Origin of the sequence: Nonomuraea sp. NPDC049684 (assembly GCF_044465345.1) — a bacterium.
Taxonomy (GTDB): Bacteria; Actinomycetota; Actinomycetes; order Streptosporangiales; family Streptosporangiaceae; genus Nonomuraea.
The window spans coordinates 295,333-309,601 of the sequence record NZ_JBITLO010000012.1 but is presented as its reverse complement, the minus strand read 5'-3'; the positions used below and the strand labels follow the sequence as shown (position 1 = coordinate 309,601).

Sequence of the window (14,269 nt, the reverse complement as noted above, 5' to 3'; positions counted from 1 at the left end):
GGTTTAAATCGGTGGCCCGCCGGCCCGGCCCGGTGACAGGATGACCGGGCACCAGCCGGACGACGTTCAGGAGCACGAGATGCGGCGCCGCCCAGAGATCTTCCAGCGCCCCATTGGCACGAGAGTTCTCGAGGGCTCCACCACTCATGCACATCCTGAACATCGGCATCCTCGCGCACGTAGACGCGGGCAAGACCAGCCTCACTGAGCGGCTGCTGTTCGAGACCGGGGTCATCGCGCGCCTCGGCAGCGTCGACGACGGCAGCACGCAGACCGACAGCGGCGAGATCGAACGCCGCCGCGGCATCACCATCCGCTCGGCGGTGGCCTCGTTCACCATGGGCGACCTGCGGGTCAACCTCGTGGACACGCCGGGCCACGCCGACTTCGTGGCCGAGGTCGAACGCGCGCTCGGCGTGCTCGACGGCGCCGTCCTGGTGTTGTCGGCCGTGGAGGGCGTCCAGCCGCACACGCGGGTCCTGATGAAGACGCTGCGGCGGTTGCGGCTGCCCACGCTGATCTGCGTGAACAAGATCGACCGGATGGGGGCACGGGAGGCGGGGGTGCTCGCCGAGATCCGGCGGTGGTTGTCGCCGCGGGTCGTCCCGCTCAACACGGTGAGCGGCATCGGCGGCCCGTCCGCCACCACCCACCCCTTCACCTTCGCCCCACCCCCCTTCCACACCACCCCAAGCCCCCCACCTTCACGCCCCCTCCCCTCCACGTCCCCCGCCTCCGGACCCCGCACCTTCACTCGCTCGACTTCCGGTGCGGCTGCCGACGACCCGGCCGTCGCCACCCGCTCCCCCGTCTTGGCTCCCCCGGCCTCTGGGGGTGCTTCCCCCGCTGGGGTGGCGGGCGACGGCCCGGAGGAGGTGGTGCGGGCCGCTGGGCCCGTCGGGGTCAAGCGCGCCAGGAGGGAGGCCGACACGAGGCCCGACGCGGCGCCCCAGGTGGAGGACGGTGCAGGGCCCAACGCGGGGGGCGACGCGAGGGCCGATCTCACGGCCGACGCGGGGGCTGGCACTGGGCTCAACTTGGGGGTCGATGCCGAGGCAGACGTGGAGGGCGGGCTGGAGGCCGCGGGGATGGTGGCGGCTGAGGTGCTGGCCGAGGGGGATGACGGGCTGTTGGAGCTGCTCGTCGATGACGTGGTTCCGGGGGCGGGGCGGGTGCGGGAGGCGCTCGCGGCGCAGTGCGCGGCGGGCGACGCGCATCCGGTGGTGTTCGGGTCGGCGATCACCGGCCAGGGGGTGGCCGAGTTGCTCGGGGCTGTCCGGCTGTTGCCCGCTGTTCCCCAGCCACCGGTCGGCGCGGATGCAAGCGCCGACCGCACGACGGCGACAGCCGAAGGCGGGCCCATCGAGCCGGCGACGACCACGCCCGGAAGGGCGACACCCGCGACGGCGACAGCGACGAGAGCGGGGGCGGTGGGTGTGGTGTTCGGGGTGGAGCGGGGGCGGGGTGGGGAGAAGGTGGCGTACCTGCGGATGTATGGCGGGGAGTTGCGGGGGCGGGAGCGGGTGACGTTCCTGCGGCGGGAGGCGGGTGGGGGTGTGCACGCGTACGAGGGGCGGCCGAGCGGGGTGGCCGTCGTCGGGTCGGGGGCGCGGGTGGCGGTGGCGGGTGACATCGCCACGGTCCGGGGCGTGCCCGAGATCCGGGTCGGCGACCGGCTGGGCGAGCCAGGCCCGGCGGAGCAGGCCCACTTCACGCCGCCCAGCCTGGAGACCGTCGTACGACCCCGGGTCCCCGGCCAGGAGTCGCGCCTGCACGCCGCGCTGGTCGCGCTGGCCGAGCAGGACCCCCTGATCGGCACCCGTACGCTGCCCGGCGGCCGGACGTCGGTCCTGCTGTACGGCGAGGTCCAGAAGGAGGTCATCGGCGAGACCCTGGCCAGGGACTTCGGCGTGGAGGCGGAGTTCGAGCCGAGCCGTCCGGTGCACTTCGAGCGCCCGGCGGGCACCGGCGCGGCCAGGCGGGAGATGCGCCACGCCGGGGACGCGTTCATGGCGACCGTGGGCCTGCGGGTCGAGCCGGCCGCGCCGGGCTCGGGCGTGCTCTACCGGCTGGAGGTCGATCTGGGCTCGCTGCCGCTGGCCTTCCACCGGGCGATCGAGGAGAGCGTGCGGCAGAGCCTGGGGGCGGGGCCGCACGGGTGGCCGGTCACCGACGTGCTGGTCACGCTGACGGCGACGGGTTACGCCTCCCCGGTCACGACCGCCGGCGACTTCCGCGGGCAGGCGCGGGTGGTGCTGGCCGAGGCGCTGCGCAGGGCCGGGACCAGGGTGTACGAGCCGTGTCACCGGTTCGAGGCGGAGGTGCCCGCCGACGCCTTCGCCGCCGTGTCGTCCCGGCTGGCCGGGCTGGGCGCGGTCCTGGACGGCACGAGCAGGCGGGCCGAGACGTGGGTGCTCGAAGGGGAGATCCCGGCGGCGGCCGTGCACGAGGCCGAGCGGCGGCTGCCGGGCCTGTCGCGCGGCGAGGGCGTGTGGTGGTCACGTCCGTCCGGAGATCGCCCGATTCGTACGCGATAGGCGGTATGTCGGATATCAGGGATAGATGGGTATTAATCCGCCATAGTGTGCCAATCGGGCGCAACCGTTTCAGGGGGAAAACGATGGCTGACACGAAGAAGAAACCGGCCACCAAGTCGGGCAAGGCCAAGAAGCAGGCCATCAAGACGAACCGGCAGGCCAAGGAGACCAAGAAGGAAACCCGAAGGACCGACGAGGGATGACCCCGTGAGGTGAATCGCGCAGCCGGGGGCCGGCGGCCCCCGGCTGTCCGGTGGAAGAGGAGCTGCGCACATGTCGGCCTATCTCCGCTTTCCCACTGTCTTTCAGGACGTGGTGGTCTTCGCCGCCGAGGACGACCTGTGGATGGTCTCGGCCCAGGGCGGCCGCGCGTTCCGCCTGACCGCCGGCGCGGCCGAGGCCGGCTACCCGCGCATCTCCCCGCGCGGCGACCAGATCGCCTTCGTCGGCCGGGAGGAGGGCCCGGAGGAGGTCTACGTGATGCCGGCCGTCGGCGGCGCCGCGCGCCGGGTCACCTTCCACGGCGCCCGCTGCACCGTCACCGGCTGGGACCACGAGGGCCGCATCCTGTATGCCAGCGACCAGTCCCAGCCGTTCGCCGGGCGCAAATGGCTGCACCGCGTGGCGCCGGGCGGGGTGCCGCAGCGGCTGCCGTACGGACCGGCGAACTCGATCGCCCACGGCCCCGACGGCATGATCGTGCTCGGCCGCAACACCGCCGACCCCGCGCGCTGGAAGCGCTACCGAGGTGGCACGGTCGGCGACCTGTGGATCGACACCGACGCCGACGGCGAGTTCAGGCGGCTGATCCGGCTGCCGGGGAACCTGGCCTCGCCGTGCTGGAGCGGCCGGCGGGTCTGCTTCCTGTCCGACCACGAGGGCGTCGGGAACGTCTACTCCTGCCTTCCGGACGGAAGTGACCTGCGCAAGCACACCCACCACGAGGACTACTACGCGCGCAACCTGTCCGGCGACGGCCACCGGCTGGTCTACCACGCCGGCGCCGACCTGTACCTGCTGGAGCCGGACGAGCAGCCGGAGGAGCAGCCCAGGCGGCTGGAGGTGCGGCTGGCCAGCTCCAGGACGCAGCGCAACCGCCGGTTCGTCGACGCCGAGGACTTCCTCGACAGCGCGACCCTCAGCCCGGACGGCAGCGCGCTGGCGATCACCTCGCGCGGCAAGGCGTACGCGATGGCCGACTGGGAGGGCCCGGTGAGCCAGCACGGCGAGCCGGACGGCGTCCGCTACCGCTTCCTGACCTGGCTGAACGACGGCGTGCGGCTGATCGCCGCGGCCAGCGGCGAGTCCGACGAGGAGACGCTGGTCATTCTGGAGGGCCACGAGGGCGGCTGCGGCGTCGAGGTGGCCCGGCTGGGCCGGATCAACGAGCTGGTCCCCGACCCCGCGCACGACCGCGTGGCCGTGGTCAATCACCGCCACGAGCTGTACCTGCTGGACCTGGCCACGGGCGCGGCCACGCTGGTGGAACGCAACCCGCACGGGCCCCCCGAGGACCCGGCCTGGTCGCACGACGGCCAGTGGCTGGCCTACGCCGGGCCGCTCAACGCCCAGACGACCGCGATCAAGCTGCATCACCCGGAGACGGGCCGGACGGTGGCCGCCTCCGAGCCGGTGCTCAAGGACTCGATGCCGGCCTTCGACCCCCAGGGCCGCTACCTGTACTTCATCGGCCAGCGGGTCTTCTCGCCCGTCTACGACCAGTTGCAGTTCGACCTGGGCTTCCCGCTGGGCACCCGGCCGTACGCGATCGCGCTGCGGGCCGACGCGCCCGACCCGTTCGTGCCCGGACGGCGTCCGCTCAACGGCAAGGACGAGGAGGACGACGAGCCGGCCGAGCCGGTCCGGGTGGACCTGGACGGGCTGGCCGCCCGCGTCACCGCCTTCCCGCTGCCGGAGGGCCGCTACGAGGGGGTGGCCGGGCTCAAGGGCAGGGCGCTGCTGCTGACCAGCCCGCTGGAGGGCGAGAACACCCTGCACCTGTACGACTTCGCCAAGGGCAGGAACGAGACGTTCGCCGACGGGGTCACCGCGTTCGAGCTGGGCCGCGACCACAAGACGTTGCTGTACCGGGCCGGGAGCCGGCTGCGCGTGGTCAAGGCGGGCGAGGTGCCCGAGCACGACGACGACCCGCCGGGACGCGAGAGCGGCTGGATCGACCTGTCGCGCATCAAAGTGTCGGTGGCGCCGGAGTCGGAGTGGCGGCAGATGTTCCGCGAGGCGTGGCGGTTGCAGCGGGAGAACTTCTGGACCGAGGACATGGCCGGCGTCGACTGGCCCGGCGTGTACCGGCGCTACGAGCCGCTGGTGGACCGGGTCACCACCCGGGGCGAGTTCTCCGACCTGCTGTGGGAGCTGCACGGCGAGCTGGGCACCAGCCACGCCTACGAGAGCGGCGGGGAGTACCGTCCAGGGCCGGACTACAGCCAGGGCAAGCTGGGCGTCGACTGGGACTACCGCGACGGCGTCTACCACGTGCGCGCGATCGTCACCGGCGACCCGTGGGACCCCGAGGCCACCTCGCCGCTGAACCGGCTGGGGCTCGACGTGCGGCCGGGCGACGCGGTGCTGGCCATCAACGGCGCGCCCATCGGCCGCGCGGCCACGCCGAACGAGCGGCTGGTCAACCAGGCCGGCGAGGAGGTGGAGCTGACCCTGCGGCGCGAGGAGCGGGTGTTCACGGTGACCGTGCGCGCGCTGGCCGACGAGCAGCCGGCCCGCTACCGCGACTGGGTGAACCTCAACCGCGCCGAGTGCCACGAGCGTTCCGGCGGGCGCATCGGCTACCTGCACGTCCCCGACATGGGCACCGAGGGGTTCGGCGAGTTCCACCGGGGCTTCCTGGCCGAGTACGACCGGCACGCCCTCATCGTGGACGTGCGCTTCAACGGCGGCGGGCACGTCTCGGCGCTGCTGCTGGAGAAGCTGGCCAGGCGGCGGCTCGGCTACGACTACCCGCGGTGGGGGGACCCGGAGCCGTACCCGCCGGAGTCGCCGCGCGGGCCGCTGGTGGCCATCACCAACGAGTGGGCGGGCTCGGACGGCGACATCTTCAGCCACACCTTCAAGCTGCTCAAGCTGGGCCCGCTGGTCGGCAAGCGCACCTGGGGCGGGGTGATCGGCATCTGGCCGCGCCACCGGCTCGCCGACGGGACCGTGACCACACAGCCGGAGTTCTCCTTCGCCTTCGACGACGTCGGCTGGCAGGTGGAGAACTACGGCACGGATCCCGACATCGAGGTGGACATCACCCCGCAGGACTACGCCAAGGGCGTGGACACGCAGCTGGAGCGGGCCATCGACGTCGCCCTCGGCCTGCTTGCCGAGCATTCGCCGCATACGCCGGATCCGTCGCATCGGCCAGGTATGCAACCTTAGGAACCTCTTGGGCGTCTAAAGATCATAGGCGGGGAAAGCGCACAGGGGATGACATGTGCACTCCGCTCGCGCGCGGCCTGACTATCGGCTCCGCGCGCATTGCGAAGGCAACCGAGCACAAGGGGGATCGTCCAGGTGCGCGCACTGGCACGCAGGGGGAAGTCGGCGATGGTCCGGTTGTACCGGGGGTACAACCGCCGCAAGGCACGCAACGCGCCGCCGCCGTCGACCGACCGCATCAGAATCCTGCTCCTGCACGCCAACGGCATGGGCGGCACGATCAGGACGGTGTTCAACCTGGCCGGCTACCTGGCCGAGAAGCACGACGTCGAGATCGTCAGCATCCTGAAGGAGGCCGAGGAGCCGTTCTTCCCGATCGACCCGCGGGTGCGCTTCCGCTTCCTCGACGACCGGCTCAAGCCCAGCCCCGATCCGCTGCGGGCGATGCTGTCGAGGTTCCCCAGCAAGCTGATCCCGCCGGAGGAGACCGCCTACCACCGCTTCAACCTGTGGACCGACTACAAGCTGGCCCGCTACATCCGCTCGCTCGACAGCGGCGTGCTCATGGCCACCCGTCCCGGGCTCAACCTGGCCATGGCGCAGTTAGCGCAGCCGGGCGTGATCACCATCGGGCAGGAGCACGTGGCCCTGCGCACCCAGGCCGAGCCGATGCAGAAGCTGATCAAGTGGCGGTACCGGCGGATGGACGCCCTGGTCACCCTCACCAAGGCCGACCTGCGCGACTACCGCAGCACGCTGCCGAAGAAGCCGAAGAAGCTGGCGCGCATCCCCAACGCCGTCCCGCCGATGAGCGGCGAGGTGTCCAGGCTGGACTCCAAGGTCGTCGTCGCCGTGGGCCGGATGACCCGGCTCAAGGGCTTCCACCGGCTGATCACCGCGTGGGAGACCGTCGCCGCCGCGCATCCCGACTGGAAGCTGCGCATCTTCGGCGCCGGGCCGCAGGAGGACAACCTGGCGGCGCAGATCGTCGAGGCCGGGCTTGAGGGCAAGGTGGAGCTGCCGGGGCCGACCAGCGACGTGGGGGCCGAGCTGGAGAAGGCGTCGATCTTCGTGCTCAGCTCGCGGCACGAGGGCTTCCCGATGACGATCCTGGAGGCCATGGCCAAGGGGCTGGCCATCGTCAGCTTCAACAGCCCGCACGGGCCCAAGGAGATGATCACCGACGAGGTGGACGGGCTGCTGGTCAAGCCGCGCACCAACGCCAACCTGGCGGCCGCCATCATGCGGGTCATCGAGGACGAGCCGCTGCGCCGGTCGCTGGCGGCGGCGGCGCTGGAGACGGCGCGCACGTACGACGTGGACGCGGTGGGCCAGAAGTGGGACGAGCTGCTGGCCGAACTGGTGGGCCGCCGCAACGGCACGTACGTCCGCCCGCCCCGCCCCGAACCCGACGCGACCCCCGAACCCGACGCGACCCCCGCGCCGGCCGAGGCCACCGAGCCCGCCGGCCCCCGGGCCTAGCGGGACGGGCCCCGGCACCCGCCGAGCCGGACGTCCGCCGGCTCGGCGAAGGGTGCGAAGAAGCGAGCGGTGAGGGCGGCGTGGAGTGATCAGTGACGGAAGCCTTCCCGTGTCAAATCCGGCGATGGCGGGAATTCTCTAGACAACTTCGCCCGCGGGAACCACGGAGAGCCGCTTGAGCACGAAGGACGCCATCGCGATCCTCGCCGCAGCCGTCATCGTCGCTTCCTTCGTCGGCAGCGCCAAGAGCCCCGCCGCCACCGCCGCCAGCCCCCTCGGCAACGCCAGCGGGACGCTGCCCGGCCTGGCCCCCGTCCTGTCCGACGGCGACAAGGCCAGGGCGCGCGCCCTCATCGGCCGCTTACGCGTCAAGGGCCGCGGCCCCAACACCGGCTACGCCCGCAGCCGGTACGGCGAGAACTGGGCCGACACCGCCACCGGCGTCCCCTACGCCCGCAACGGCTGCCGCACCCGCGACGACCTGCTCGCCCGCGACGGCACCGGCGTCGAGTACCGGCCCGGGTCGAGCTGCGAGGTCGTCGCCATGGAGCTGACCGACCCCTACACCGGCCGGCTCATCTCCTGGCACAAGGCCCAGGCCGACGAGGTGCAGGTGGACCACGTCGTGCCGCTCAACTACGGCTGGCGCATGGGCGCGCCGCGCTGGCCGATGTCCAAACGCCTCGACTTCGCCAACGACCCGCTCAACCTGTTACCCGTCGACGGCCGCGCCAACGAGGAGAAGGACGCCTCCGGCCCGGCCGGATGGCTGCCACCCCAGCGCCGCGTCCGCTGCGCGTACGTCACCCGCTTCGCCCAGGTCGCGCTCAAGTACGACCTGCCCGTGACCAGGGCCGACAAGAACGCCATGCTCGCGCAGTGCCGCTAGCTCGTCCCCCGCCTCAGGGGCCCAGGGAAGAAGAATCCGCCTTACGCGGAAGAGGAGAGGAAAGCGATCGTTTTCTCTTCTTGCGAGGATCAATGACGTTAGGCAAGGGACTGCTGGCAGCGGTCCTGGCAGGCACACTGGGTATGGGCGCGACAACGGGAACCGGCACGGCCGACGCGGGCCAGGCACGTCCCGGACAGCCGCGCTCCGGCCCGGCGGGCAGCGTGACGCTGCTCACCGGCGACCGTGTCGTGGTCACGGGCAGGAGCTTCCGGGTGGAGCCGGGCGCGGCCCGGGAGGTGCACTTCTCCTCCGGCTACCGCGACGGGCACCTGCACGTCGTCCCGTCCGACGCCGCGCCCCTGGTCGCCCAGGGGGTGCTGGACGAGCGGCTGTTCGACGTCACCCAGTTGCTCGCCTGGCGCTACGGCGACGCGGACACGCCCGACATCCCGCTGATCACCCAGTCGCCGCAGGCAAGCGCCCCCGCGCTGCGCGGCGCGGCCACCACCCGGCGGCTGGCCGCCCTCGACATGACGGCCCAGCGGGTGGCCAAGAAGAGCGCGGGCGAGACGTGGCGGAGCCTGCTCGGCGGGGCGTCCACGCTGGCCGCGGGCAAGGGCAGGATCTGGCTCGACGGCCGGCGTTCGTACACCCTGGACCGCAGCACCAGGCAGATCGGCGCGACCGAGGCGTGGCAGCGTGGTCTCACCGGACAGGGCGTCACGGTCGCCGTGCTCGACAGCGGGTACGATCCCACGCATCCCGACCTGAAGGACGTGGTCACCCAGTCGCGGAACTTCTCCGACGAGCCTGACATGACTGATCGACTCGGGCACGGCACGCACGTCACCTCGATCATCGCCGGCGCCGGCGAGAAGTACCGCGGCGTGGCGCCGGGAGCCCGCATCGCCTTCGGCAAGCTGGGCACGCAGATCAGCGACTCCGCGATCCTGGCCGGGATGGAGTGGGCCGCCACGGAGGTCAAGGCCAAGATCGTCAACATGAGCTTCGGCGGCCCCGACGAAGCCGGCCTCGACCCGATCGAGCAGGCGGTGAACACCCTGTCGCAGGCCACGGGCACCCTGTTCGTGGCGGCCGCGGGCAACGAGGGCGAGCAGAGCGTGGGCAGCGTGAACAGCCCCGGCAGCGCGGACGCCGCGCTGACCGTCGGCGCGGTGGACCGCTCCGACCAGGTGGCCGACTTCTCCAGCACGGGCCCGCGTATCGGCGACCATGCCGTCAAGCCGGACATCACCGCCCCCGGCGTGGACATCATGGCCGCCGCCGCGGCGGGCACCGCAGACGGAACCCACGTGGCGATGAGCGGCACGTCGATGGCCAGTCCGCACGTGGCGGGAGCGGCGGCCATCCTCGCCCAGCGCCATCCCGGCTGGAGCGGGCAGCAGCTCAAGGCGGCGCTCGTCGGCAGTGCCCGGCCGACTGACGGCGCCACGCCGTACCAGCAGGGCACCGGACGGGTGGACGTGCTCCGCTCGCTGGCCCAGGAGGTGATCGCCACTCCCACCGGCGTGTGGGCCGCCTTCCCCTGGGACCAGCCGGGCGAGCGGCGGGCCACCGGGAAGATCACCTACAGCAACACCGGGGCCACGCCCGTCACCCTGGACCTCGCCGCCGGCTCCGACGTGCTCACGCTGTCGCCGCAACGGCTGGAGGTGCCCGCGGGCGGGCAGGCGTCGGTCACGGTGACCATCGACGCCGAGGGCAAGGCCCCCGGCGACCATCCGGGCATCGTCACCGCCACGGCCGGTGACACGGTGGTCCGCACCCCGGCCGGGGCCTACGTGGAGCCTGAGTCCTACGACGTCACGGTGACCGTCCAGGACAGGGACGGGGCCGCCACCGAGTATGCGCAGGGCGTCGTCTACGACCAGGCGACCGGCGCGCCGCGCAACCTCGTCTTCCACGGCGGCACGGCCAGGATCAGGCTGCCGAAGGGACGCTGGAACCTCTACACCGAGATCCTCGGGAGGGCGGAGCACAGCTTGACGCTCGCGCACCGGCCGTTCGAGGTCGGCGACGCCGACGTGTCGCTGACGGTCGACGGCCGCCAGGCGAAGCGGATCACGTTCACGGTGGACGACCCCACCGCCGTCCCCGCTTCCGGATTCGCCCTCTCCGTGGCCAACGGGCCCTGGCGGACCGCGATGAGCGCGTTCGGCTACTCCGGCGGCTTCTACCTCGTCCCGGTGCGGCAGCCGGGGCTCACCTACCTGGCCCAGACCACGTGGACCAAGAAGGACACGACGCCCAGCCCGTACCGCTACGACCTCGTCGACCACAGGACGGACGGCTTCCCCGACGCCCCCGGGTACGCCGCGCGGACCCGGGACCTGGTCAAGGCGACCGAGACCTACCGCTCGACCGTCCCGGGCGCCACCGGCACCCTGATCACGGCGCCGGTGCCGCCCGGCGACGCCCTCTCGCCAGGAATGGGCGTCTGGAACGGCATCCCGCTGCCGAGCAGCGTGACAAGGTACCTCACCCCGGGATTCGCGTGGAACGACGAGCTCATCACGGGCGGCCTGACCGAGCTCGGCACCGGCCCGGTGCGCGACAGGAACTTCACCCAGGTCTGGAACGCCGCGGTGACCGGCCCCTCGTTCGCCGCCTCGGGCGGCAGCCGGGCCGGCGACACCCTGGCCTTCCCCGCCCACGGGCTGTACAGCAGCGGAGCCGCCGGACGCACCGGCATGGACGCGACCGCGACCGGCACCCTCACCCTGACCGGGAACGGCAAGCAGATCGCCACGACCGGCATCACCGGCTGCCTGCCCTACCCCGGCCAGGAGTGCACGCTCACCGCCACGTTGCCGCAGGCCGACACCGCCTACACCCTGACCGCCTCCACCCGGCGATCGCAGGCCGAGCTGTCCACGGGCGTCGAGGCCGTCTGGACCTTCCGCTCGGCCCGTACGGCCAAGCCCGAGCCGCTGCCGCTGATGGCCGTGCGCTACGCGCCCCAGGGCCTCGATGACGCCAACCGCGCCAGGCCGGGATCACGGACCACCGTCCCGATCCAGGTCGAACGCGCTCCCGGCGCCGCCAGGGCGGCGGTCTCCTCGATCAAGCTGGAGGCGTCCGCCGACGACGGCAGGACGTGGCGGCCGGTGCACGTCCGGGCGAGCCGATCGGGCTGGACGGCGCGGCTGGACAACCCCGCCACCGCGGGGTACGTCTCGCTGCGCGCGACCGTCACCGACAAGGCGGGCAACGGCGTCACCCAGACCGTGACCCGCGCCTACGCCGTGGGCTGACCCGTACGGCCGGAAGGCTGAATCACGACGCGTCCGCCCCCGGGCTGGAAGGCCCGGGGGGCGGACGCGTGCGGGAGAGGAGGACCGTCAGCGGTCGGGATCACCCGCGGGGCTCACGGCATCCCGCCTCAGCTCTTCACCGGGGGAAGCTGGTCCGTCCACTCGGTGGTCACGGAGATGAACTGGGCGCTGAACGCCAGGTCGCCGTCGTCGACGAGGACGAGGTTGGCGCGGACCACCCGGGCCTCCTCGGGATCGATGACCAGTTCGATGTCCGTGTCACCATCAGGGTCGGGAATGCGCAGATGCTGACCGCCCTCGACCGCGCCCGCGTTCTCCACCCCCGGTGTCGCGGCGAGCGCGCGGAACGCCGCCGAGCGGACCTCCCCGGGCGCCGGCAGGTCCGTGATCAGCGCCAGCAGGGTGAGGGTGGGATCGCCGCGCATCTCGGACGCGGACATGTCCCTCTCCTGGCCCTTGCGCGCGACGAGCGACGCCTTCAGCGCCTCGGGGTCCGTCGGCAGCCCTTCAAGCTCCTCGAAGCTCACCTTGGCGCCCTTGAGCCTGAGCGTCTTCCCCTCCGGCGCCGGGATGACGGCGCCAGGGGGATCCCCCGGCACGGCCCTGGTCCAGCGCTTGCCGTCGCGCCTGGTCCAGCTCTCTATCGGCGGGGCCTCCGACGAGAGCCACCGGCGCGTGACGTGCCAGTACGTCCCGGAGCCCTGGGGCGTACGTTCCGCGCGGACGGCGGCCATGAGCAGGACCTCCTTGCCCGTGACCGGGGCGCCGTCGTTCGTGGGCGCCCCCGTGGCGAACACGACCGCGGCGACAGCACCGGCGGCGGCCAGGGCCACTCCCGGGACGAACCAGCCGACGCGCCGGCGCGCCCGGCCCGCCATCACCCTGCGCTCCAGACGCTCCCTGCCGCGCGCGACCGCCCCGGCGGACGGCTCAGGCTCGTCCAGCAAGGCGGCGATCTCTTCCACGTCATGCATGAGGGGTCTCCTTGTCGGTGAGGGCGTGGATCTTGGCGCGGGCCCGGCTGAGCCGTGAGCCCACCGTGCCGAGGGAGATGCCGAGCGCCTGGGCGATCTCGAGGTAGCTGAGCTGGCCCAGCGCCAGGAGCAGCAGCACGTCACGCTCGCCGCCGTTCAGCGCGGCGAGCGCCATGGCCAGGTACGGCTGCGCGGTCGCGGCGGTGACGACCCGGTTCTCGTGCCCCTCCACGACCGGCACGGGATCGAGCCGGGCCAGCGTCCGGTACCGGCGGGCCTCCTTGTGGCGGTGCCGGGCCACCAGGTTCGTGGCGATGCCGAGCAGCCAGGGCCGCAGAGCACCTTTTTCCAGCGCGAAACGGTCACGCCGGTCGAACGCCAGCAGAAACGTCTCGGCCGCGATGTCCTCGGCCACTTGGGTGCCCAGGCGTCCCGCCACGTACCGGTAGACGTCATGGAAATACCGGTCATACACGGCGGTGAACAGCTCGGGGTTCCGCCGGTACCCGGCGACGAGGTCGGCGTCGGTCACCTGCTCGCCCACGTCGGCGGTCATGTGCCCGTCTCCGTCATGAGTGTGCCTTCCGGTGGGTGATCATTACTTTCACCCATCCTTCGCGGCGCACGCGGCTTTTCTTCCCGCGCGCCGGAAGGCGGCCACTCACCGGGGCCGGGCTAGCGCGGGTCCTCCCAGACGAAGCCGTGCTCGAACGTCTGCTCGGCCAGCGCCTTCTGCCCGGCGAGGTTGGGGTGGAAGAAGTCCCACTTGCTGACGTGGTCGAGCGTGAACGGGAAGGAGAAGATCGCGCCCTCGTCGGTGTCGCAGGAGGGCCCCATCGCCGCGCACGCCAGCGCCGCCTCCCGGTTGTAGGCCATCACCCGCGCCCGCACCCGGGCCCGCCGCTCGACGTCGGCCTTCTTCACCGAGGCCGGGTCGGCCAGCATGGTCTGGCAGATCCTCCCGACGGTCCAGAACGTACGGGCCAGCGGGTTGCCCTTGCCGACCTGCCACAACCGCCGCAGATCGGGGACGCTGGCGATGAACACCCTGGCCTGCGGCACGCCGGCGCGCAGGGCCGACAGCGCGGCGTCCATGCGCCGGCGGTAGAGCGCGACCGGCGTCATCTCCCGCTCGGTGCGCTTGCACGCGTCCTGGGCGCCTATGAGGATCGTCACATAATCGGCCTTCGCCGCGATCGCCTGGTTGACCTGGCCGAGCAGGTCGGCGCTCGTCGAGCCGGGCACCGCGAAGTTCTCCCGGTGGAGCGTTCCAGTCAGCCCCCGCAGCCGCAGGTAGTGGCTGTCCACCTGCGCGTTGTCGCCGGCCGCCCACGAACGGGCCGCGCAGGAGACGTACCAGCCGCAGGAGTTGAAGCCGGTGGAGATCGAGTCGCCCAGCGCCGCCATCGTCTCAGGGACGGGCTGAGCTGCGGCGACGGCCTGCGCGGGGCCCGAAGCGGCCAGGACGAGGACGGCGGTGACGACAGGGGACAGACGACCGAGCATGGCCCCAAGGTAGGGAGTGGATCAAGGTCGCACCATGACCTTCAGGCGAGGTCTGCCATTTCAGGACCGTCTTCCTATCACCGCTTGACAGTGCCTCCGCGAGCTGGGCGCCCTCAATAAACGTCAAGATCCGGTTATTTCCTGGCTCGTGGGCAGTAACACCGCATTAACGGGGGTCCGAGTCGA

General features: G+C 72.2%; 8 protein-coding genes. 5 read left to right on the top strand and 3 right to left on the bottom strand.

Features of this window, described 5'->3' with window-relative positions:
• Positions 1 to 146 precede the first annotated feature (146 nt).
• The 5 genes from ACIBST_RS33560 (at position 147) to ACIBST_RS33540 (ending at position 11,582) form a co-directional block, all read left to right on the top strand.
• Complete coding sequence (locus ACIBST_RS33560) at positions 147 to 2,537, top strand: GTP-binding protein (protein ID WP_397177510.1); 2,391 nt, start codon at positions 147 to 149, stop codon at positions 2,535 to 2,537.
• Between the two features lie 273 nt (positions 2,538 to 2,810).
• Positions 2,811 to 5,933 carry a PDZ domain-containing protein gene (locus ACIBST_RS33555; protein WP_397177508.1) on the top strand — a complete coding sequence of 1,041 codons (3,123 nt, stop codon included), beginning with the start codon at positions 2,811 to 2,813 and terminating at the stop codon, positions 5,931 to 5,933.
• Between the two features lie 135 nt (positions 5,934 to 6,068).
• The gene (locus tag ACIBST_RS33550; RefSeq protein ID WP_397177506.1) at positions 6,069 to 7,415 is read left to right on the top strand and encodes a glycosyltransferase family 4 protein; all 1,347 of its coding nucleotides are present in this window, start codon (positions 6,069 to 6,071) and stop codon (positions 7,413 to 7,415) included.
• A gap of 175 nt (positions 7,416 to 7,590) precedes the next feature.
• The gene (locus tag ACIBST_RS33545; RefSeq protein WP_397177505.1) at positions 7,591 to 8,304 is read left to right on the top strand and encodes an HNH endonuclease family protein; all 714 of its coding nucleotides are present in this window, start codon (positions 7,591 to 7,593) and stop codon (positions 8,302 to 8,304) included.
• Positions 8,305 to 8,447: 143 nt separating this feature from the next.
• Positions 8,448 to 11,582, top strand: a complete 3,135-nt coding sequence (locus tag ACIBST_RS33540; RefSeq protein ID WP_397177503.1) for a S8 family serine peptidase — start codon at positions 8,448 to 8,450, stop codon at positions 11,580 to 11,582.
• Between the two features lie 128 nt (positions 11,583 to 11,710).
• On the opposite strand, the gene ACIBST_RS33535 is transcribed toward ACIBST_RS33540, so the two are convergent.
• The 3 genes from ACIBST_RS33535 to ACIBST_RS33525 form a co-directional block, all read right to left on the bottom strand.
• The gene (locus tag ACIBST_RS33535) at positions 11,711 to 12,577 is read right to left on the bottom strand and encodes a CU044_5270 family protein (RefSeq protein ID WP_397177501.1); all 867 of its coding nucleotides are present in this window, start codon (positions 12,575 to 12,577) and stop codon (positions 11,711 to 11,713) included.
• Positions 12,570 to 13,133 carry an RNA polymerase sigma factor gene (locus tag ACIBST_RS33530; RefSeq protein WP_397177500.1) on the bottom strand — a complete coding sequence of 188 codons (564 nt, stop codon included), beginning with the start codon at positions 13,131 to 13,133 and terminating at the stop codon, positions 12,570 to 12,572. Before ACIBST_RS33530 ends, ACIBST_RS33535 begins: the two co-directional genes overlap by 8 nt.
• Positions 13,134 to 13,252: 119 nt before the next feature.
• The gene (locus ACIBST_RS33525; protein WP_397177498.1) at positions 13,253 to 14,083 is read right to left on the bottom strand and encodes a GDSL-type esterase/lipase family protein; all 831 of its coding nucleotides are present in this window, start codon (positions 14,081 to 14,083) and stop codon (positions 13,253 to 13,255) included.
• Positions 14,084 to 14,269: the final 186 nt, after the last annotated feature.